Raw genomic sequence first — 20,589 nt, forward strand, 5'->3', positions numbered from 1 at the left:
ACCCCGGGGGGTCAGCCGGCGGCCAGCCGGCGGGCGCGCGCCCGGGGGTGTTCGAGCATCTCGTCGACCAGGCCGTGCAGCCGGTGCAGCCGGGTGGTGGGGTCGTCGGTGAGCACGCCGACGGAGTCGTCGCCGCCGAGCGCGACGGGGACGTGCGGCGGGAGCGTGGCGAGCAGCCCGGCGGTGGCCGCACCGGCCCGTTCGACCTGCCGAGCGCTGAGCCGGACGTAGCCGAGGGACTCACCGAGCACGTCGACGGCCGCCTCGACCTCGGCCGGGCTGCAGCTGTCCACCGGCACGTCCAGGACGACGCCGCCACCGCTGGGACGCACGACGGCCGCCGCGCCGGCGAGCAGGTCCGGGCGGTCGACCGGCAGCGGCGCGAGCAGCGGCAGGAGCCGGTACGGGCGGGCCTGCTCGACCAGCCGGCCGAAGACGTCGACCTGCTCGGCGAGAGCCTGCTCGGCGGCCGCGTCCGGGCCGAACCTGGCCGTCACGTGGCGGGCCCCGAACCGGGCGCCCAGGTCCAGCACCCGGCCGTGGGTGGCGTGCACGTGGTCGTCGGGCAGGCTGCCGCCGAGCTGGACCCGGCCGACGTCGAGCACCGTCACCCGGGTCTCGAGCAGCTCGCCGACGAGCCGCTGCAGGTTCCGTTCGCCCGCCCCGCCGGACCACCAGGGCTCCACCTCGGCCACGGCGCCGACGTGCAGGCCGATCGAGTCCCAGCCGGTGCCGGCCAGCAGTTCGGTGAGCTCGACGGGACTGCGCGGGTGCACCACGGACTGGTGCACGGCCAACCGGTTCACGACACGTCCGTCCTCTCGATCCTGGCGGAGCCGACCGGCGGCACCGCCGACACCGCCGGCGCGCGCCGCTGACGGCGGTGGGCGGTCATCCGGACCGGCGCATCGGCGTTCCCGTACCCGTCGTAGCCGCCCAGCCGCTGCACGACCATCACGAAGAGCCGGTCGCCGAGCACCTCGGTGGCCAGGTGCAGGCAGGCGCCCTGTGCGTCCTCCTCGTACATCAGGCCGTGCTCGCGGACGGCCGCCAGCAGGTCGGCCGGGAGGTCGAAGCGGGCATCGAGGTCGTCGGCGTAGTTCTCCGGCAGCCGCAGCAGCGGGGCGCCGGCGGCCCGCAGCCGCTCCGCCGTCGCCACGACGTCGTCGGTGGCGAAGGCGAGGTACTGGGGTTCGGGGACCCGGGGAGCCCAGCCGCCGCGGCGCAGCGAGGAGGCGGAGAGGGTCAGCCGCACCGCCCGGTCGGGCCCGGTCACCGCCCGGGTGCGCACCAGCCCGAAGGGCGCCGCCAGCTCGGTGACCTGCTGCGGCTCCAGGCCGAGCACCGCCCGGTAGAACAGCCCGGCCTCGTCGAAGGCGTCGAAGGGCTGGGTGAGGGCGACGTGGTCGATGCCGGTGAGGCCGGCGCCCGGCGCAGCCGGGGCGCCGGTGGGCAGGAAGTCGGCCGGCCACCCGTCGGGCCCGGTGCGGGTGAAGAACACCTCGGTGCCGTCGGGCGCGGCGACCGCGGACAGCTCGGCCTCGGCCGCGCCGCGCGTCCGCGGCAGCACCGGCGCGCTCATCGCCTCGGCACGCACGGCCGAGCGCCCCGGGTCGCTGCTCTCCAGCCCCAGCGCGGAGACCGCGGCCTCCCCGGGCGCACCGGGCCGGACGACGGAGGCGTTGAGCAGCACCCGCGCCGCCCCCTGCTCCCAGAGCTGGACCGGCTTGGACCGGTGCTGACCGGCGTGGGTGAACCCGAGGGCGGTCAGCGCCTCCCCGACCTGCGGCCCGGAGACCCCGTCGACGGCCAGCTCGGTGAACGACCAGCCGGAGAGCTCCGGTGCGGCCGGCGGTGGACGGAGACCGGCGGCGGGGTCGACCAGCGCGAGCGCCTCCTCGAGCCACTGCAGCGAGCGCATGGCGTCCACGGCGGTCCGGGCCGGGTCGGACTGGCGGTACACGTCGTTGAACACCTCCAGCGACAGCGGCCCGCGGTAACCGGTCGCGAGCACGGCGCCGAGGAAGCCGGGCAGGTCGAAGGCGCCCTGCCCGGGGAAGAGCCGGTGGTGCCGGCTCCACTGCAGCACGTCCATGGTCAGCTGCGGGGCGTCGGCCAGTTGGAGGAAGAAGACCTTCTCCCCCGGCACCGCGGCGAAGCCGCTCGGGTCCCCGCCGCGGGAGAGCACGTGGAAGCTGTCCAGGCACAGCCCGAGCGCAGCGGCGTCGGCCCGGCGGACGGCGTCCCAGGAGGCGTCCCAGGTCGAGACGTGCCGGCCCCAGGCGAGCGCCTCGTAGGCGATCCGCAGGCCGCGCAGCTCGGCCCGGGCAGCGGCGGTCGACAGCTGCTCGGCGAGCTGGTCGACGTCGGCGACGGCGTCGGGCGCGACCGAGGAGCAGACCAGCACGGTGTCCACGCCGAGCGCGCCCATCACGTCGAACTTCCGCTCGGCGCGCCGCAGGTTGGCGGCGAACCGCGCGGGATCGATCGAGTCGAGGTCCCGGAAGGGCTGGTACAGGTCGATCGACAGGCCGAGGTCGGCGCAGCGGGTGGCCAGTTCGGCCGGCGACCACGGGGAGGCGATCAGGTCGGGCTCGAACACCTCGATGCCGTCGAAGCCCGCGGCCGCGGCCGCACCGAGCTTGTCCTCCAGGGTCCCGGACAGGCAGACCGTGGCGATCCCCCGGCGCGGCCGCGCGGAGGGCGGGGTGCCGTCTGCGGGACGGGCTGGTGGCATGGACCCTGCTCTCGTATGTACCAAGCGGTGAGTTACCGACACCCGACCACATCGGGCGCCGGTGCGCCAGTCCCCCGCGGGCGCCCGGCCTCCGGGGTGCTGCCCCCGGTCGCCGCACCCGCTCGGCGCGGGGTGTGCATAGGCTCCGCCGGACGCCCGCCCACGCAGGAGGAGACCGTGACCGCGCCCCGCCCGGACAGCGAGCTCGGCACCGACACCGCCGCGGTGCGCCCGGCGGAACGCACCCGGGACGCCGACCGGACCCGGGCGGAGATCCTCGCCGTGGCCACCGCGGAGTTCGCCGACCGCGGGTACGCCGGGGCCCGGGTCAACGAGATCGCCGACAAGCTGAGCACCACCAAGCGGATGATCTACTACTACTTCGGCGGCAAGGAGCAGCTCTACGTCGCGGTGCTGGAGCAGGCCTACGGCCGGATCCGCGCGCTGGAGCAGCAGGTGGACGTCGAGCACCTCGAGCCGGTGGCGGCGCTCCGCGAGCTGGCCGGGCTCACCTTCGACCACCACGAGGCGCACCCGGAGTTCATCCGGCTGGTGAGCATCGAGAACATCCACCGGGCCGAGCACCTGGCCGGCTCCCCGGCGCTGGCCGGCCTGGCCGCCCCGGCGGTCGACGTGCTGGGCGCCATCCTGCAGCGCGGCCGGGACGACGGGCTGTTCCGGGACGACGTCGACGCGCTGGACGTGCACCAGGTGATCAGCGCGTTCTGCGTCTTCCGGACCGCGAACCGGCACACCTTCCGGGCCATCTTCGACCGCGACATGCTCGACCCGGCGACCCGCGCCCACCAGCGGAAGCTGCTCGGCGACCTCGTCGTCGCCCACCTCACCACGCGCTGAGCCCCGGGCGGTGCGACGCTCGGCGGGACACGTGCACGGCCCAGGCGGCCACTCGCCGGGCCGTCCGACGCGTGCACGACCGACAGGGGACACCGAACACGTGACTGCAACAGCCCGACCGCGACAGGCGCTCGTCGTGGGCGCCACGGGGATCGTCGGCCAGAACCTCGCGGAGCGACTGACCGCCCAGGGGTGGGAGGTCCACGGGCTCTCCCGCAGCGGTCGGGCCCCCGGCGCGGGCGTGCACCCCGTGCAGGCGGACCTGGCCGACCCCGCGGGACTGGCCACCGCGCTGGCGGGCCTGACGCCCGAGCTCGTCGCCATCACCGCCTGGACCCGGCAGGCCACGGAGGCGGAGAACATCGCGGTCAACGGCGCCGCCGTCCGCAACGTGCTCCAGGCGCTCGAGCCGGCCGGATCGGTGCGGCACGCGGCCCTGATGACCGGGCTGAAGCACTACCTCGGCCCGTTCGAGGCCTACGCGCAGGGCGAGATGCCGGACACGCCCTTCCACGAGGACGAGCCCCGCTTGGACGCGCCGAACTTCTACTACGCGCAGGAGGACGAGCTGTTCGCCGCCGCTGCCCGCGCCGGGTTCACCTGGAGCGTCCACCGGTCGCACACGGTGTTCGGCTTCGCCGTGGGCAACGCGATGAACATGGTGCTGACGCTGTCGGCGTACGCCGCGATCTGCAAGAAGACGGGCCGGCCGTTCGTGTTCCCCGGGTCGAGCACCCAGTGGAACAGCGTGACCGACGTGACCGACGCCGACCTGCTGGCCGACCAGATCCTCTGGGCCGCCGCCACCGAGGCGGGACACGACCAGGCCTTCAACACCGTCAACGGCGACGTCTTCCGCTGGCGCTGGCTGTGGCCGCAGATCGCCGCCCACTTCGGCGTGGAGTGGGAGGGCCACGAGGGACGGGTCCGCCCGCTCACCGAGAGCATGGCCGGCACCGAGGACGTCTGGGCCGAGATCGCCGCGGAGCACGGGCTGGTCGAGCCCGACCTCGGCCGGATCGCCTCCTGGTGGCACACCGACAGCGACCTCGGCCGGGAGATCGAGGTGCTGACCGACATGAACAAGAGCCGCAAGGCCGGCTTCACCGAGAGCCGGGACTCCCGCGACAGCTTCTTCCGCTACGTCGAGCGGTACCGCGCGGCGCGCATCATCCCCTGACGGATCCGGCGGGCGTGGCGCGCCGGGACGGGAGCCAGGGCAGGGAGACGCGGACGGCGGTGGCCACGAGGCGGCGGCGGGCCGGCGGTGGGAGTGCTCTGGCGACTCGCAGCATCGTGGCCGCGATGGACGTCGGCGCCGACCCGACGTCCAGGTAGGCGACCCACGCCTGCTCCGGCAGGCTGAAGAAGGCCTGGAAGAAGGCATCGGTCTCCGCCTCGTCCAGACCGAGGAGGACCTCACGCCCCAGGCCGAGCATGCCGAGGGTCGCGCGTTGCCGCGCACTGCGGACGAGGGCGCGCACCGCCGCCGCATCGGCCCCGGCCAGCACGGCGTCGGCGATCGTGCTGCCCGCCCGCAGTGAGGCGGCGACGCTGTACCCGGTCGCCGGGTGGACCAGCCCGGCTGCCGCTCCGACGGGCACGCCGACGGATCGTCGGACGGCGGCGTCCAGGGGGATCGCCACCCGTTCCGGACGGTCGGCGATGCGCAGACCGGTCCCGGCGATCAGCCGGTGCAGCCGGTCCCGCAGGTGCGGCAGCGCGACCGGCGGGCGGGCGGCCAGGGAGGTGGCCTCGAGCAGGGTCGTGCCGTCGTCCAGCCCCATCCCGTAGAGGAAAGCGGGTGGCTGTGCGACTCCCCCCTCGCGCAGCACCGCCCAGTCCATCAGCAGTGCACCCCCGTCCGGGACCAGGCCGCCGAGGTCACCGGTGACCCGTTCCCCCCAGGCCCGCTGGTGGGCGCTGCCGGGACCGCCACCGCGGGCGTCGACGACGATGCCGCCGGTGAGGGTGGTCCCGTCGATGAGCGTCACGACCTGACCACCCGGATCCTGGTGGACGGCGGCGACCGACCCCGTGCGGGTCGCACCGCCACCGGCGCGCAGCCGACCGAGCAGGAGACCGTGCACGACGTCGTTGTGGAGAAGGGCGTAGGCACGACCGATGTCCCGGCTCCCGGCGGTGGTCCGCACCACGGTGACCGGGTACCGCCGACCCAGCGGCGGAGGCTCCTCCGTCCGGGCCGTGTCGCCGAGCAGCGCCGCGGACACGGCATCGAGCTCGTCGGCCCACATGCCGTAGGTCTGGTGCCAGGGCCGCAGGTGCGGGGCGACCACGACCACGCCCAGCCCCCGCGCGGCGCACGCGGCAGCGACCGACAGCCCAGCCGGTCCGGCGCCGGCGACGACCACGTCCCAGCGCCGTTCCGGCGAAACCGAGTTCACGAGCACTCGACGTGCGCAGGCGAGGAGGTGCGCAGGCTGGACCGGACATGCGCGTCCCGTCGGGAACGACGGTGCACGGCACGGCGGGGCAGCCAGCGGGTCACGGGTGGCCTCGTCTCCTCGGTCGGAGGACACGCTAGCCGCACGCCGCGGCTCGGCTGCGCACGACCATTCGCCGCCCGAGATGTCCGCCGCTCCCTACGCTGACGTGATGTTCTTCCTCTTCGGTCTCGGCACCAAGCGGCAGCACCTCGGCCCCGGCGAGACCCGCACCTGCCCGAACTGCAACAACACCACGCAGTGGGCTCGGGTGAGGCAGTACAAGCAGTTCTCGCTGTTCTTCGTGCCGGTCGCCCGGTGGAAGCGCCGACAGATGGAGGTCTGTGGCATCTGCGGCACCACCGTCGCGGTCTGAGCCACGCCCCGGGGAGCCAAGAGCTGTCAGCGGGCCGTCGTCCGGACCGTCACGAAGAAGTCCCTGCCCGGTGAGGTGATCACCTCACCGGTCCACGGGTCCTCCAGGTGGCCGTCGTCGTCCTCGTCGACGCGCCGCAGGGCTCCCCCGCTCGGCACGCGGAGAACAGGTCGAGCGACTCCTCCGTCGTGCACCACCTGCACGTCGACCACCCGTCCCCGGACCCGTTCGTCGACGGGGAAGTCGTGGTGGGACTCGACGAGGCGCTCCTGACCGTCCCTTCCCCTGTGCCGGATGCACTGCAGGTCGACGAGCTGGTCCCGCTCGATGGCCTCTCCACAGCACTCGTGTTCCCAGCCACCCACCTCGACGACGACGTCCACCACGGGTACAGATCCTCCTGCGGCGTCGGCGGGCACCGCACCAGCTACGAGCCCACCGGGGAAGGAGCCCGGACGGTGAGCACCACGGCGGTGGCCACCGCGCCGATCGCCACGGCGGCCAGGACGACCGGCAGGTACTCCCCGGTCGCGCCGATCACCGCGCCCGCGGCAGGAGGTCCGAGCGCGGACCCCACGGCGGCCGACGTGTACAGGACGCCGAGCAGCCCACCGAGTCCCCGCACCCCGAACAGGCTGGCGACCAGCGCCGGACTGAGCGCGACGAACCCGCCGTACCCGATGCCGAGCAGCACGGCGAAGACCACGAGCCGCGGGTAGCCGGGCGCGCCGAGCCAGAGCAGGAAGCTGCCGGCCATCAGCGCGAAGCAGGCCTGGTACGTGCGGAGCACTCCGGTGCGGGCAGCGGCGGCGCCGAGGGCCAGCCGCCCGACGACGCTGGCCGCGCCGATCACCCCGACCAGCGTCGCCGCCGCCACGTCACCCGCGCCCCGGCTCGCGGCGTAGGCCGGCAGGTGCACGAACGGGACGAACAGCACGATCGAGAGCAGCAGCCCGCTCACGTAGAGGCGCAGGTACGCCGGGGTGCGCAGGCGGGAGAGCAACGGCGCCGGCTCGACGTGCGTGGCCACCGGGGCAGCGCGGACGAGCAGGGCGCATCCGACGAGTGCGACGGTGCTGACCGCCGCGAGCAGGAGGTAGGCCTCGCGCCAGCCGTGGCGGGCGATGAGGTCGGCGGCCAGCGGGGCGACGAGCAGCGTGCCGAGCCCGATGCCGGACACCGCGATGCCGACCGCGAGGGTGCGTCGCCGGGTGAACCAACCGCCCACGACGGCCACCAACGGCACGTAGCTGCAGGCCACCCCGAGCCCGACGCCGAGGCCGTGTCCCAGGTAGGCGTGCCACAGCGCCGTGGCGCGGGAGGTCAGCACGAGGCCGAGACCCATCGCGAGGGCCCCGACGAGCACCACCCGCCGGGGCCCGAACCGGTCGACCGCCGGCCCGGAGAGGGCTCCCAGGCCGAAGATGGCCAGGGTGGTCAGGGAGAAGACGGCGGCGGTGCCCCCGGGCCCGGAGCCGAGCTCCGCGCTCATCGGGAGCAGGAACGCCCCGAAGCTGTAGGCCACCCCGAAGCTGGTGAACATCGCGACGAAGGCCGCTGCCACCACCGACCAGGCCCGCGGGCCGTCCTGCAGGTCGAGCGCGCCCGGTACCGGCGGCTCCGGTGCGCCGTTCACCTGGGCCCGCCGGAGAACGGCCCCGTTGAGGACGACCCCGCACCGCCGGCCCCCGGCGCGGGGAACCCCACTCGCACGTCCAGGCCGCCCTCCGGCGGCGCGGACAGCTGCAGGGCCGCGCCGTGCACCTCGGCCACCCGGGCCACGATCGCCAGTCCGAGCCCGCTGCCGGGCTGAGCGGGATCCTGGCTCCCGGTGCTGCCGACCGACGTCCGTCCTCCGCCTCGGACGAAGGGCTCGGTGAGCGTGCCCAGCACGTCCGGGGGCACCCGCGGACCGGTGTTGGTCACCCGCAGTTCGGCCCGGCCCTCGCTGGTGCTGCCCGTCGTCAGGTGCACGGTCCCGCCCGGGCCGGTGTTGTGCCGGATGCCGTTGAGCACCAGGTTGGTGACCAGCTGCCGGACGAGCGGCTCGGCACCGTCGAGGTCGCCCTCGCCGAGATCGGTGTGCACGTCGATGCCGGCGCGGTCGGCCAGCGGGGCCAGGTCCCGGACGACGCCCGCGGCGAGCTCGGCGAGGTCGACCGGAGTGCGCGGCGGCGTGCGCCCCTGGTCCAGGGCCGCGAGGGCGAGCAGCGCCTCGACGGTCTCGGTGCCCCGGCGGTTGGTCTCGTCCAGCCGGGCGAGCAGCCGGGGCACGTCCACGGTGGCCGGGTCGGCCAACGCCACGTCGAGCATCGCGCGCTCCACGGCGTAGGGGGTGCGCAGTTCGTGCGAGGCGTTGGCGGCGAAGCGGCGCTGTTCGTCCAGCGTGGCCTGCAACCGGTCGAGCATCGTGTCGAAGGTGTCCGCCAGTTCGCCGAACTCGTCGTCCCGCCCGGTCAGCCGGACCCGGCGGTCCAGCGACCCGGCGGCGACGTGCCGGGCGACGGCGTGGACCTGGTGCAGCGGCCGGAGCATCCAGCCGGCCAGCAACCAGCCCCCGCCCGTCCCGACCACGAGGAGCACGGCCAGCACCTGCCAGATCCGGGGCCAGAGGGCGTCCAGCAGGTCGCTCCGGTCGGGCAGGAACGGGGCGCCGGGTGCGCTGAGGTTGCCCTCGGGCACGAACCGCAGGATGTACACCAGCAGGGCCACCAGGGCGGCGGAGGCGACGAGCAGGAAGCCGGCGTAGCTCAGGGTCAGCCGCAGCCGGGCACTCACCGGAGGCCGGGACCGTTCGCGGCGTCGTCGGCCGTCGGCCCGCCCACCCGGTAGCCGGTGCCGGGCACGGTGTGGATCAGCCACGGGTCGCCGAGGCGCTTGCGCAGCGAGGAGATGGTGATCCGGACGGCGTTGGTGAAGGGATCCGCGTTCTCGTCCCACGCCCGCTCGAGCAGCGACTCCGCGCTGACCACCCCGCCGCGGGCGGCCATCAGCACCTCCAGCACCGCGAACTGCTTGCGGGTCAGCCCCACGTACCGGCCGTCGCGGTACACCTCCCGGCGGAACGGGTCGAGGGTGAGGCCGGCGAACTCCACCACCGGGGGCGCGCCCTCGAGCGGACGGCGGCCCAGCGCACGCAACCGCACCACCAGCTCCCGCATCGCGAAGGGCTTGGTGAGGTAGTCGTCGGCGCCGAGCTCGAAGCCGGCGACCTTCTCCTCCAGCCGGTCGGCCGCGGTCAGCATGAGGATGCGGCACGGCAGGTTCTCGGCGACGATCCGCCGGGCGACCTCGTCCCCGGAGGTGCCGGGGAGGTCACGGTCGAGCACGACGACGTCGTAGCTGTTGACGGCCAGGTTCTCCAGCGCGCTGTCCCCGTCGTGGACGACGTCGGCGGCGATGGCCTCCAGCCGGAGCCCGTCCCGGATGGCGTCGGCCAGGTAGGGCTCGTCCTCGGCGATCAGCACGCGCATGCGGCGAGGGTAGGGAGCCGGGTGTCTCCTCGACGTATCGGCGCGCAGGGCGGAGGACGGGGCGACCCGCCGGGCGGGCACCCGGCGACGCGCGTGGGCCTCGGCGGCGAGTTGCCGGGCCGCGACGACGCTGGCCGGTTCGCGGGTGGCCGTCACGCGGTCAGCCGGCGGTGGGGTCGGCGGCCGGCGGCGGGCACTGACCGCCGCGCTCGACGGCCAGCTCGTAGTGCCACATCTCGTTGCCGTAGGTCTGGCAGAGGCCGTAGTCCGACCCGTACCGGGACAGCCAGTACATCGCGTCCGTGGGCCCGACGTCGACCGCGTCGCCGGTGACGTGGGAGGACTCGTCGGGACGCAGCACCCACTCCCGGGCTGCCTCGGGGCTGCCGTACCGGTGCACCGCGGCGTCGAAGAGCGCCTGCTGGTAGGCCGCACTGCGCCATCCGCTGGACACGTGGAGGTCCACCCCGTCGGCAGCCGCATCCCGGGCCGCGTCCTGGACGGCGGTGCGCAGCGCGCTGTCGAGCCCGGTGATGGCCGGGACGTCGGCGAAGGCCGACAGTTCCTCGCCGTCGGCGACGTAGCCGTTCTCGACGGTCATGGCTCCCCCGCCAGACGCACCCAGAGCCGGGGTGTCGGCGACACCGGCCAACACGCTGGACCCCGGAGGGACGGAGGGATCGGCCGACGAGCAGCCGGCCACGCCCGCGATCAGCAGGGTCGCGGTGACCAGCGCAGCGCCGGTCCCCCGCCGGGGACGGCGCGCGCCGCCTCGCCGGGAGCGGCGCGCGACGACCAGGCAGATGGTGGTGAGCGCGACCCCGACCAGCGTGCCGGCGGTGTTGGCGGCGACGTCGACGAGGTCGGGGACCCGGCCGGGCAGCGCGGTCTGTGCCAGCTCGATCAGCACCGAGGTCGCGCCCCCCAGGGCCAACGGGAGCACCGGACCGGAGCGCCGCAGGACCAGGGCGGCCAGCGCACCCACCGGGACGAAGAGCAGCGCGTTCGCCACGGCCTCGACCTGGGCCCGGCGCACGGTGCCCGGCCAGGGCGCGGCGAGGGTCTCGACCCCGGCCACCACCGCCCTGCGGGCGTCGGCGACGAACCCGGTCGGACCGAGCGTGATGCAGCCGACCACGAACAGCACAGCGGCCGCGGCCAGCAGGAGAGGACCCGTTCGCCGCGGACCCGACGGGGCGCCGGGCGCCCCGTCGGCGGACAGGTGGTGGGTGGTCGTCATGGGAGTGCTCCTCCCCGCGCGGCAGAGCCGGTGCGGCATCGAGAACTGGTGGACAGCTCTCAGTGCAGGCGAACCGCCGTTGCCCCGGCGTCTCCGGTTCCGCATACGCCCACGACATCCCCGGGCACGGTCGGCGGCCGGGAGCTCGACCCGGCGCCGGGCTGCGGTCAGGTGGCCCGGGCGTACGTGCTGACCTGGGTGCCGCCACTGAGGGAGCGCTCGTCGACGACGTCGAAGGGTCGGGCCTCGGCCGCACCGGGGCCGAACAACGGGATGCCGGCGCCCAGGACGATCGGGTACCGCTTGAGGACCAGGACGTCGATCTCGTCCAGGAGCGCACCGGCCAGCACTCCCCCGCCGGCCAGCCACACCCCGGCGCCGAGTTCGCTCTTGAGTCGGCGCACGAGTTGGACCGGGTCCCGACTGACCTGCACCGCCGGGTCGATGTCCGCGGGCAGCGTGGTCGAGACGACGTGCTGGTCCAGGTGGGCATAGGGACTGGTGATCTGGGCCTGCAGGGCCGGCTCGTAGGTGGCTCGCCCCATGACCACGGCGTCGAACCGCGTGCCTGGATCGGCGATCTGCAGCTGGCCGCGGACGTGCGTGGGCAGCGTCTCGGGGAACTCCTGGGCGATGAACTCCAGCAGCGGCTCGGTCACCGGGAAGAAGTCGTAGGAACCGTCCGGGGCGGCGATGAACCCGTCGAGGGTCACCCCCACGTAGTAGGTCAGCGCACGCACGGGCGCGATCCTGTCAGGCGCGCGTGACCAGGGCGTGCTCGCGCCACTACTTCATGGTGGCGAGCTGGATCAGGTTGCCGCAGGTGTCGTCGAGGACGGCGGTGACCACCGGTCCGAAGTCGGTCGCGTCCTGGGTGAACTGCACGCCCAGCCCCTTGAGCCGCTCCACCTCGGCGTGCACGTCGCCGACGGCGAACTGGGTGAACGGGATGCCGTCGGCCGGAGAGCACGCCGCGGCAGGAGCGGTTGCGGCCGAGCCCCGCGGCGGTGATCGCCACGTGGCGCGTCAGACAGCCGCTGTACGCGACCTGTCGGTGGCCAGCTTCACCGCCAGGGCTCCGAGCACCCCGCCCATGAGGTAGCGCTGGACTCGCATCCAGGTCGGCCGGACGGAGAGGAACCGGGCGAGCCCCCCGGCGAAGACGACGATCAATCCGTTGACGCTGAGCGCGATCGCGATCTGCGTGAGGCCCAGCACGAGGCTCTGCAGCGCCACGGGTGCGCCGTCGGGGTCGATGAACTGCGGCAGCAGCGACACGTACAGCACCGCGATCTTCGGATTCAGCAGGTTCGTGAACAGCCCCATCGCGAACAACCGGCGGGGCCGGTCAACCGGGAGCTCACGCGGCGCGAAGACGTTCGTGCCGCCGGGCCGGACGGCCTGCCATGCCAGGTAGAGCAGGTAGGCCGCCCCCGCCACCTTCAGCGCCGTGTAGGCAGCCGGCACGGCGACGAAGACGGCGGCAAGGCCGGCTGCGGCCGCCGCGAGGTAGACGAAGAAGCCGGCCGCCACCCCCAGCAGTGAGATGAACCCAGCCCGCCGCCCCTGGCTGATCGACCGCGACACCAGGTAGATCATGTTCGGCCCGGGGGTGAGGACCAGGCCCAACTCGACCAGAGCGATGCCGAGCAGGGCAGAGCTGGAGACCACGAGGGTCCGTCCTTCCACAGTCGATGAGGTGCGCCGACGGAGACTGGCACGCTCCTGTGGCCATGCCCGTCAGCCGTCGGGGCGAGAGGGCTGAACTCGGCGGGTCCGCCGCGGTTCAGCCCTGGGCAGCCAGGTCCAGCTGCACCTCGGGGTAGAGCGGGTGGGCGTCGACCAGCTCCGTCGCCCGGGCCCGCACCCGCTCGGCGACCGCCGGCTCCAGCCGGTACCGGACCTTGGAGTCGCCGTCGGACTGCGTGCTGGCCAGGACGTCGACGATCAGGTCCCCGACCTCGGCCAGGTCGGCCTCACCCAGCCCGCGAGTGGTCAGCGCCGGGGTGCCCAGCCGGATGCCGCTGGTGTACCAGGGGCCGTTCGGGTCGGCAGGCACGGTGTTGCGGTTGGTCACCAGGCCGGCGTCCAGCAGCGCGGCCTCGGCCTGCCGCCCGGTCAGCCCGAACCCACCGACGTCCACGAGCACGAGGTGGTTGTCGGTGCCGCCGGTGACCAGCCGGGCACCGCGGCGCAGCAACTGGTCGGCCAGCGCCCGGGCGTTGGCCACCACCTGCTCCGCGTAGGTGGCGAACTCCGGCCGCCGGGCCTCCGCCAACGCCACGGCCTTGGCGGCCATCACCTGCGGCAACGGACCGCCCAGCACCATCGGGCAGCCGCGGTCGACCGACGGGGCGTACTCCTCGGTGCACAGCACCATGCCGCCGCGCGGGCCACGCAGTGACTTGTGCGTGGTGGTGGTGACGACGTCGGCGTGCGGCACCGGGTCGAAGTCGCCGGTGAGCACCTTGCCGGCGACCAGCCCGGCGAAGTGCGCCATGTCCACCAGCAGCGTGGCGCCCACCTCGTCGGCGATCTCCCGCATCGCGGCGAAGTCGACCCGGCGCGGGTACGCGGAGTAGCCGGCCAGCAGGATCAGCGGCCGGAACTCCCGGGCCCGCGCGCGCAGGGCGGCGTAGTCGATCAGCCCGGTCGCCGGGTCGGTGCCGTAGCTGGACTGCTCGAACATCTTGCCGGAGATGTTCGGCCGGAAGCCGTGGGTGAGGTGGCCGCCGGCGTCCAGCGACATGCCGAGCATCCGCTGGTCGCCCAGGGCCCGGCGCAGCTGTGCCCAGTCGGCGTCGGTCAGCGCGTCGACGTTCTTGACCCCGGCCTCGGCCAGGGCCGGGGACTCCACCCGGTGGGCCAGGATCGACCAGAAGGCGACCAGGTTGGCGTCGATGCCCGAGTGCGGCTGAACATAGGCGTGGTCGGCGCCGAACAGCTCGCGGGCGTGCTCGGCGGCCAGCCGCTCGACGGTGTCGACGTTCTGGCAGGCAGCGTAGAAACGCCGTCCCGGGGTGCCCTCGGCGTACTTGTCGCTGAACCAGTTGCCCATCGCCAGCAGGACGGCGGGCGAGGCGTAGTTCTCGCTGGCGATCAGCTTCAGGCTCGAACGCTGGTCGGCGAGCTCCTGCCCGATGACTGCCGCGACCCGCGGCTCGACCTGGGCGATGACGTCCAGGGCGCTGGCGAAGGCGGCGGTCTCGCGGGTGACGGTGCTGGTCACGGGCTCTCCTCGATCGACGGGAGCCCAGGCGCGCGGCAGGCGTCGAGTCGACGGGGCCGCTCCCCGGTGGTCGATCCCACCTGCGATGCGCCAGTCACGGCCCGCGTCGAAGCTAGCGGGGCCCCCGACAACACACAAGCGGCTGCACGCGGCGAGTGGCGCGCCTGGTCGCACACCGTCGCAGCCGGAGGCAGACGGACAGTCCCGTGTCAGGTGTCGGATCGCGTGGTCGATCGCTCGGCGAGCTGCTTGAGGTTCAGCAGTTGCCGACGTGCCATGACGAGGTCCCCGACAGACAGCGGCGGGGCGATCCAGCGGCTGTGTGCGCCGACGACCTTCAGCAGGAGACGAGTTGGCCCCTCGGTGGGCCCGCCCGTGGACAGGACGACATAGGACATGACCGCACCCATGATCTGGCCGGTGAGTTGCACCCCGGACTCGACGCTCAGGATGCGCCCGGCCGGCCGTCCGCCAGCGGTCGTGAACTGCTGGCCGGGGGTCGGTTCGGCCAGGTCTCGCAGTTCCTGCGGCGAGCGTCGCCCGAGGTTGTCGATCCAGTCGTAGGAGTACGGCGCGAGTCGGATCTGAGCGACCCACCGCCACACGTCCCTGCGAGGGGCGTGCACCGTGACTCCGCGCCAGGCCCGCCAGACCGGAGCCGGCACGAAGCCGTCGCATGGGTAGTGCCGAGCGACTTCCTCGTCGCTCACGCCCCAACGATCACCGATCATCGGGCCTCCCTCTCGCATGTCACCACCACCGGCCCCGCGCCGCTGGACGTCGGGCGCCCCGGCGACCTGATCGTGGTGCACGGACTCGCTTCAGGACAGGGCGACCACAGGTGCCTGGAGGACCACCCCACCCTCTGCGGTCAGCGTCTGCCGGTAGACCCCTTCCGTACGCAAGCCGTTCTGCTCCAGCCGTGCATCGAGCGTGATCCAGGCATCGCCGATGCTGCGAGGTGCGCTCTCGTACCGGACCGTCACTCCGCGCTCCGATGAGGGAACGGCGACGAGCGCGAGCTCGTGGCCCAACTCCAGGTCCGCGGCGGGTACCCCGGCCGTCACGGAGATCGCCTGCTCGTCCGCCATCCCGTCGTAGGCGAGCACGATCTCTGCATCGTCACGGCGGAGCTCGGCCAGCTGAGAGCGCAACGCACGGGTCAGCTCGGCCACGGCCACACCGATCTCGGACTCGTCACCCACGGACGTCTGCAGGGCCACCAGTTGCAGACCCGGGAGCGGACCCAGTTCGAGGGAGTTCATCACCGTTCGCCGTCCTCCTTCCAGGGAGTCGAGGCGTCCACGCACCTCCTGCAGACGCGTCGTCGCCTCGGAGACCTGCGCCATCAGCTCGACCTCCCGCGCACGGAGCAGCGCCACGAGGCGGGCCTCGGACAGGTCGGAGCTGAGGAGATCAGCGATGGCCTCCAGCCCGAAGCCGACCGCACGGAGGGCCGTGATGGCGCGGACCCGACCCGTCTGGCTCGCGCTGTACTTCCGGTAGCCGGTCCGCTGATCCACCTCGGCCGGCGCCAGGAGGCCGATCTCCTCCCAATGACGCAGCATGCGCCGCGAGGCTCCCGTGCGATGCGCCAGCTCCCCGATGCTCAACATGTCGCCACGCACCAGACCCACTCACACGGTGTCAAGGTCAAGCGGTGACGGCGGCGCCGCAGGAGAAGGGCTCCAGCGCGGCCCGCGCCACAGCTGCGAGCCTGATGGTGCGGTACGCGGTGGGCGACCTGGAACTGCGGCACCATGCCCACGTGGTCGATCACCGGTACCCGCCGATCGAGCCCCATGAGACCGGGATGCTCGACGTCGGCGACGGCCACTCGCTGTACTGGGAGCAGTGCGGCAACCCGGACGGGAAGCCGGCTGTGGTGCTGCACGGCGGCCCGGGATCGGGCTGCCGTCCGGGCATGCGCCGGCAGTTCGACCCGGCGCGCTACCGCGTGGTGCTGTTCGACCAACGCAACGCCGGGCGCAGCACCCCGTGGGCCGGCGAGCCGGAGGTCGACCTGTCGGCGAACACCACCCCGCACCTGATGCGCGACATCGAACGACTGCGCCAGCACCTGGGCATCGACCGCTGGCTGGTCTGGGGCGGCTCGTGGGGCGTGACGCTCGGCCTCGCGTACGCGGAGGCGCACCCGGAGCGGGTCAGCGAGCTGGCGCTGGCCGCGATCACCAGCCCCGACCGGTGGCTGACCCACTGGATCACCCGCGACATGGGCCGGGTCTTCCCGCGCGAGTGGGAGCGGTTCCGAGACGGCGTCCCAGCCGCCGAACGGGAGGGCGACCTCGCCGCGGCCTACAGCCGGCTGCTGCACTCCCCCGATCCAGCGGTGCGGGCGAAGGCCGCCCAGGACTGGTGCGACTGGGAGGACACCCACGTCTCCCTCGCCCCGGACGCCGAGCCGTCACTGTCGGTGGCGGACCCGGCGTCCCAGTTGGCCATCGCCCGGGTGGTCACCCACTACTGGGCCCACGGCTGCTTCCTCGACGACGGCCAACTGCTCCGCGACGCGCACCGGCTGGCCGACATCCCGGGGATCATGGTGCACGGCCGATACGACGTCAGCGGGCCACTGGACGTCGCCTGGCAGTTGTCGAAGGCCTGGTCGGACGGCGAGCTGGTGGTCGTCGGCGATGCCGGGCACTCGGGCGGCGGCATGACGCCCGTGATGATCGAGTACCTGAACCGGGTCGCCGACCGCAGAGCAGGTGCGGAGAAAACGACTTGCCCGGAGTCCGGACCAGGCAGCTGAATGCTCCCGTGGCGGCGTTCTCGGTACGGCCCATCGTCCAGTCCGAAGCCGCCGACTACCTGAGGGTCCTGCCCTTCATCAACGGTCTCCCGCAGTGGGAGCCCGCCCCGGCCGCCTGGCACGGCGGCGCCGGCGTCTGGCCCCGCCCTGGACGCCCTGCGTCGGCGGACGAGCTGGAGCAGGCGACGCGCGAGGTCCTGGCCGATCACGTCCACACCCAGGCTGCGTTCGACGGTGACCAGATCGTCGGGGCATCGGCGATGTTGTCCCTGACGATCACGGTGCCCGGCCTCCGCGCCGTCCCCGCGGGTGGGGTCACCTCCACCGGGGTGCGGGCGACCCACCGCCGCCGCGGTGTCCTCCGCGCGATGATGCAGGCGATGTTCGACGCCGCCCTGGCCCGGGGTGAGCCGCTCGCGGCGCTCAGCGCCAGCGAGGGCGGCATCTACGGCCGGTTCGGCTTCGCCCCAGCGACCATCCGCACCCGATGGGAGATCGAGCGAGCCGACGCGGGCCTGCTCCCCCACCCTGAGCCCGCGGGCAGTCTCGTCCTGGCCGACGCCGAGGAGGCGCGAGCGGCGTGGCCGGTGGTCCACCGGCAGGTCCACGCCACCAGGAACGGCGAGGTGTCCTCGACGGCCGGCCACTGGCGGTCCCTCACCGACGACGCCGACGGGGACGACGGGCCACTGCGCTACCTGCTCCACCGCGACGGGGACGGCCGCATCGACGGCATCGCGGACTACCGGCTGCCCTGGTCACCCCGCATCGAGGACGCCGGGACCCTCGTCGTCGAACGGCTCGAGGCGACGACCGACGACGCGTACCGGTCGATGTGGGCACTGCTGCTCGACTTCGACCTGACCAAGCGGGTCGTGGCCGCCGGCCGACCCACCGACGAGCCGCTGCGCTGGATGCTGCGCAACCCCCGGGCCCTGCGCGTGACCAGGCAGTCCGACAACCTGTGGCTCCGCCTGCTCGACGTCCCCGCCGCGCTCACCGCGCGGGCCTACGACCTCGACGCAGATCTCACCTTCACCGTCCCCAGCGACCCGATGTGCCCGGACAACGTGGGGACCTGGCTGCTGGACACCCGTGGACCGACACCCACCTGCCGGCGCGTCCAGCGCGACCCCGACCTCACCATCGACGTCGCGGCCCTGGGCGCGCTCTACCTCGGCGGCAACTCCGCAGCCCTGTTGACCTCCGCCGGCCACATCCGGCCGCACACCCCGGACGCCACGCACCTGCTGTCGAGGCTGTTCCGCACCGACCCGCCGCCCCACAACGCGATCGGGTTCTGACCGCGCCCAGGACGTCCGAGCTGGCGCAGGAGTCGATCTGGCGAGTGGGCGATGCTCACCGACGGACTGGGGGCGGTCGCCCTCCGCCCCCCGGACGACGGCCGGGTGATCAACACGGTCACGCCGAGAGCTCCAGGTGGTGCCCCGCTCCCTCCCCACGCCCGTGCGACGACTTGCCGAGCGGCGGGATGAGGAGCACGTTGAGCGACACCCCGGTGACGGGAGCTCTCGGGCGCCCGTTGCCGAGCCCGGGACGTGAACGCCGACTCCCGGGCCGTCCCGCCACTCGGCCGGAGGGACCGCACCCGTTCGGGAAGGAGCCCAGCCGCACGGCAGCGACCCGGACGCCACCGCCTCCGGGTCGGCGGGCCCACACCGCCGTGGGTCCCTGGAGAGACCCGGGGCAACGACGCCTCGGACCGACCACAGGATCGAGCAGCCATGCACCGCATCACCTCCTCGTCACCGCGCGCCCGGGCCGTCGGACGGGGCCTGCTCGTCGCCGGCCTGGTCACCGCCTCCTGGGGCGCGGCCGCCCCGGCGGTCGCCGCCCCGGCCCCGGAGCCGGCGAGCACCCCGGCCGACAGCGGCGGGGAACGCGCCGTGGGGCCCGTACCGCAGGTGAGCGGTCCGCTGCCCTCCAGCGACGAGTCGCACCCCTTCGGTGGCGCCGCCCACCAGGAGGTGCCCGAGGACCTCGGCGCCATCGGCTACACCGAGGAGGAGTTCCTCGCCAGCGGCACCTCGAACGTGTACAGCTGGCCGGAGGACGCCCCCGCCGTGGTCCGCACCGCGGACGCCCCGTACACCACCCGCGTGCTCGTACGCCGTCCCGCCGACGCCGACGACTTCAGCGGCAACGTCGTGGTCGAGATGCTCAACCCCTCGAACCTGTTCGACCTCAACATCGGCTGGGCCCTGGCCCGCGAGGAGATCATCGACAACGGCGACGCCTGGGTCGGCATCACCGCCAAGCCGATCGCCGTCGACGCGCTGAAGACCTTCGACGCCGAGCGGTACGGCTCCCTCTCCTCCGCCAACCCCCTGCCCGTGGACGACCCGGCCAACTGCTCCGTCGTCGACGCCGACGCCGACCCGGCCACCGAACCGACGCCCCTGCCGGCCGACACCACCCAGGCCACCGAGAACGGGCTGGTCTGGGACATCTACACCCAGGTCGGCAACTGGCTGCGCAGCGACGAGACCTCGAACCCGCTGACCTACGGCACCGGCGGGACGGCGGTCGAGCGCGCCTACGGCTTCGGCTACTCCCAGACCGGGGGCTACCTCGTCAACTACATGAAGGCCGTCCACCCGCTCGTGGTCGCCGAGCAGGGTGCGCCGACCTACGACGCCTACCTCGTCGGTGTCGCCGGTGGCGCCTTCGCCGGGGCCTACCCGATGAACCAGTGCGAGCCGGCGCCCCCGGTGGACGACCCGCGGCGTGACCTCTACGGCATCGGCGTGCCGGTCATCCAGGTCATGTCCCAGTCGGACTACCTGCGCGGCATCGGCTCGCGCCGCCCCGACAGCGACATCGCCCCCGACCAGTTCCGCCACTACGAGATGGCCGGAGCCGGGCACGCCACGCCCTTCGAGCTGTACTACTCGGCGTCCTCGGCGGACATCGTCGCCGCGGGCCGCGAGGTGCCGCCGCAAGCCTGCAACGAGGGCCCGCGGAGCCGGTTCCCCAGCTCGATCTTCTTCAACGCGGCCCTGGACAACCTCGACCGCTGGGTCCGCGACGGCGTGGCGCCGCCCCGGTCCAACCCGATCGTCGTCGAGCGCGGCGAGCCGGTGCTCGACGAGTTCGGCAACGTGCAGGGCGGGCTGCGCTCACCGTTCCTCGACGTGCCCACCAGCACCTGGTTCGGTACGGCCACCGGCGCCTCGTTCTGCTTCATCGCCGGGTACGAGGTGCCCTTCGAGCAAGCCCGGCTGGACGAGCTGTACAGCAGCCACCGCGACTACGTCACGCAGGTGACCGACAACGTCATCGAGCTGCAGGCCGCCGGCTTCCTGACCTACTACGACGCCTACGAGCTCATCCGCCAGGCGAAGGAGTCCGACGTCGGCTGACGCGAACGCTCCCCGGCGGTCCCGGTGGCCTCGCCACCGGGATCGCCGCGCCGGGACGACCGTCGAGGCTCCCGCC

The 20,589-nt window shown here is 73.6% G+C and carries 19 protein-coding genes, 1 pseudogene and 1 riboswitch; of the genes and pseudogenes, 6 read left to right on the plus strand and 14 right to left on the minus strand.

What is annotated here, in order from left to right; genetic code table 11:
- Positions 1-11 precede the first annotated feature (11 nt).
- Positions 12-806, minus strand: coding sequence for a hypothetical protein (locus IN07_RS18525; protein WP_036338533.1), 795 nt, complete (start codon positions 804-806; stop codon positions 12-14).
- Positions 803-2,737, minus strand: a complete 1,935-nt coding sequence (locus tag IN07_RS18530; RefSeq protein WP_052091474.1) for a bifunctional sugar phosphate isomerase/epimerase/4-hydroxyphenylpyruvate dioxygenase family protein — start codon at positions 2,735-2,737, stop codon at positions 803-805. Before IN07_RS18530 ends, IN07_RS18525 begins: the two co-directional genes overlap by 4 nt.
- 177 nt (positions 2,738-2,914) lie before the next feature.
- Between IN07_RS18530 and IN07_RS18535 the strand changes: the two genes are divergently transcribed.
- Complete coding sequence (locus IN07_RS18535) at positions 2,915-3,595, plus strand: TetR family transcriptional regulator (RefSeq protein WP_231558463.1); 681 nt, start codon at positions 2,915-2,917, stop codon at positions 3,593-3,595.
- A 136-nt stretch (positions 3,596-3,731) separates the two neighbouring features.
- Entirely contained in the window at positions 3,732-4,775 is a 1,044-nt protein-coding gene (locus IN07_RS18540) for an SDR family oxidoreductase (protein WP_231558464.1), read from the plus strand.
- Here the strand turns inward: IN07_RS18540 and IN07_RS18545 are convergent.
- On the minus strand, positions 4,765-6,000 hold the full coding sequence (locus IN07_RS18545; protein ID WP_052091475.1) for a lycopene cyclase family protein: 1,236 nt from the start codon (positions 5,998-6,000) through the stop codon (positions 4,765-4,767). The two genes, IN07_RS18540 and IN07_RS18545, sit on opposite strands and share 11 nt — an antisense overlap.
- 211 nt (positions 6,001-6,211) lie before the next feature.
- Here IN07_RS18545 and IN07_RS18550 point away from each other — a divergent pair, with 211 nt between their 5' ends.
- Positions 6,212-6,415: a zinc-ribbon domain-containing protein gene (locus IN07_RS18550; RefSeq protein WP_197058550.1), complete on the plus strand. Its 204-nt coding sequence runs from the start codon at positions 6,212-6,214 to the stop codon at positions 6,413-6,415.
- 26 nt (positions 6,416-6,441) lie between these two features.
- Here the strand turns inward: IN07_RS18550 and IN07_RS18555 are convergent, their stop codons facing one another.
- From IN07_RS18555 to IN07_RS18605, 11 genes and pseudogenes are all read right to left on the minus strand, one after another.
- Positions 6,442-6,801: a DUF6578 domain-containing protein gene (locus IN07_RS18555; RefSeq protein ID WP_231558465.1), complete on the minus strand. Its 360-nt coding sequence runs from the start codon at positions 6,799-6,801 to the stop codon at positions 6,442-6,444.
- A gap of 41 nt (positions 6,802-6,842) precedes the next feature.
- Complete coding sequence (locus tag IN07_RS18560) at positions 6,843-8,051, minus strand: MFS transporter (protein WP_081975538.1); 1,209 nt, start codon at positions 8,049-8,051, stop codon at positions 6,843-6,845.
- Complete coding sequence (locus tag IN07_RS18565) at positions 8,048-9,193, minus strand: sensor histidine kinase (protein WP_052091476.1); 1,146 nt, start codon at positions 9,191-9,193, stop codon at positions 8,048-8,050. Before IN07_RS18565 ends, IN07_RS18560 begins: the two co-directional genes overlap by 4 nt.
- Positions 9,190-9,888 carry a response regulator transcription factor gene (locus IN07_RS18570; RefSeq protein WP_036338537.1) on the minus strand — a complete coding sequence of 233 codons (699 nt, stop codon included), beginning with the start codon at positions 9,886-9,888 and terminating at the stop codon, positions 9,190-9,192. Before IN07_RS18570 ends, IN07_RS18565 begins: the two co-directional genes overlap by 4 nt.
- A gap of 160 nt (positions 9,889-10,048) precedes the next feature.
- Complete coding sequence (locus tag IN07_RS24870) at positions 10,049-11,128, minus strand: VanZ family protein (RefSeq protein ID WP_164700752.1); 1,080 nt, start codon at positions 11,126-11,128, stop codon at positions 10,049-10,051.
- Between the two features lie 167 nt (positions 11,129-11,295).
- Entirely contained in the window at positions 11,296-11,868 is a 573-nt protein-coding gene (locus IN07_RS18580) for a dihydrofolate reductase family protein (protein WP_036338540.1), read from the minus strand.
- A 46-nt stretch (positions 11,869-11,914) separates the two neighbouring features.
- Positions 11,915-12,091 (minus strand): annotated as a pseudogene (locus IN07_RS26775) (VOC family protein); the annotation flags it as partial.
- A gap of 63 nt (positions 12,092-12,154) precedes the next feature.
- Positions 12,155-12,799 (minus strand): LysE family translocator, encoded by a 645-nt coding sequence (locus IN07_RS18590; protein WP_036338543.1) that lies wholly within the window; start codon positions 12,797-12,799, stop codon positions 12,155-12,157.
- Between the two features lie 115 nt (positions 12,800-12,914).
- Positions 12,915-14,357 carry a glycine hydroxymethyltransferase gene (locus IN07_RS18595; RefSeq protein WP_036338546.1) on the minus strand — a complete coding sequence of 481 codons (1,443 nt, stop codon included), beginning with the start codon at positions 14,355-14,357 and terminating at the stop codon, positions 12,915-12,917.
- 15 nt (positions 14,358-14,372) lie between these two features.
- A riboswitch (ZMP/ZTP riboswitch) is annotated at positions 14,373-14,465 on the minus strand.
- Positions 14,466-14,566: 101 nt separating this feature from the next.
- Positions 14,567-15,067, minus strand: coding sequence for a hypothetical protein (locus tag IN07_RS18600; RefSeq protein ID WP_197058551.1), 501 nt, complete (start codon positions 15,065-15,067; stop codon positions 14,567-14,569).
- Positions 15,068-15,178: 111 nt separating this feature from the next.
- Entirely contained in the window at positions 15,179-15,973 is a 795-nt protein-coding gene (locus tag IN07_RS18605; protein WP_036338942.1) for a MerR family transcriptional regulator, read from the minus strand.
- Positions 15,974-16,017: 44 nt separating this feature from the next.
- On the opposite strand from IN07_RS18605, the gene pip reads away from it, so the two are divergent.
- From pip to IN07_RS18620, 3 genes are all read left to right on the plus strand, one after another.
- Positions 16,018-17,130 (plus strand): prolyl aminopeptidase, encoded by a 1,113-nt coding sequence (gene pip / locus IN07_RS18610; protein ID WP_231558466.1) that lies wholly within the window; start codon positions 16,018-16,020, stop codon positions 17,128-17,130.
- Positions 17,131-17,138: 8 nt separating this feature from the next.
- Positions 17,139-18,434 (plus strand): GNAT family N-acetyltransferase, encoded by a 1,296-nt coding sequence (locus IN07_RS18615; RefSeq protein WP_052091477.1) that lies wholly within the window; start codon positions 17,139-17,141, stop codon positions 18,432-18,434.
- A 441-nt stretch (positions 18,435-18,875) separates the two neighbouring features.
- On the plus strand, positions 18,876-20,513 hold the full coding sequence (locus IN07_RS18620; RefSeq protein WP_036338549.1) for an alpha/beta hydrolase domain-containing protein: 1,638 nt from the start codon (positions 18,876-18,878) through the stop codon (positions 20,511-20,513).
- The last annotated feature ends 76 nt before the right edge of the window (positions 20,514-20,589 follow it).

The sequence above is a fragment of the Modestobacter caceresii genome (assembly GCF_000761485.1).
Taxonomy (GTDB): Bacteria; Actinomycetota; Actinomycetes; order Mycobacteriales; family Geodermatophilaceae; genus Modestobacter; species Modestobacter caceresii.

Bases quoted from the DNA above. Each gene is read 5' to 3' on its own strand.
- IN07_RS18530 (WP_052091474.1), bottom strand. From the start codon at position 2,737: ATGCCACCAGCCCGTCCCGCAGACGGCACCCCGCCCTCCGCGCGGCCG.
- IN07_RS18550 (WP_197058550.1), top strand. From the start codon at position 6,212: ATGTTCTTCCTCTTCGGTCTCGGCACCAAGCGGCAGCACCTCGGCCCC.
- IN07_RS18570 (WP_036338537.1), bottom strand. From the start codon at position 9,888: ATGCGCGTGCTGATCGCCGAGGACGAGCCCTACCTGGCCGACGCCATC.
- IN07_RS24870 (WP_164700752.1), bottom strand. From the start codon at position 11,128: ATGACGACCACCCACCACCTGTCCGCCGACGGGGCGCCCGGCGCCCCG.
- IN07_RS18605 (WP_036338942.1), bottom strand. From the start codon at position 15,973: ATGTTGAGCATCGGGGAGCTGGCGCATCGCACGGGAGCCTCGCGGCGC.
- IN07_RS18620 (WP_036338549.1), top strand. From the start codon at position 18,876: ATGCACCGCATCACCTCCTCGTCACCGCGCGCCCGGGCCGTCGGACGG.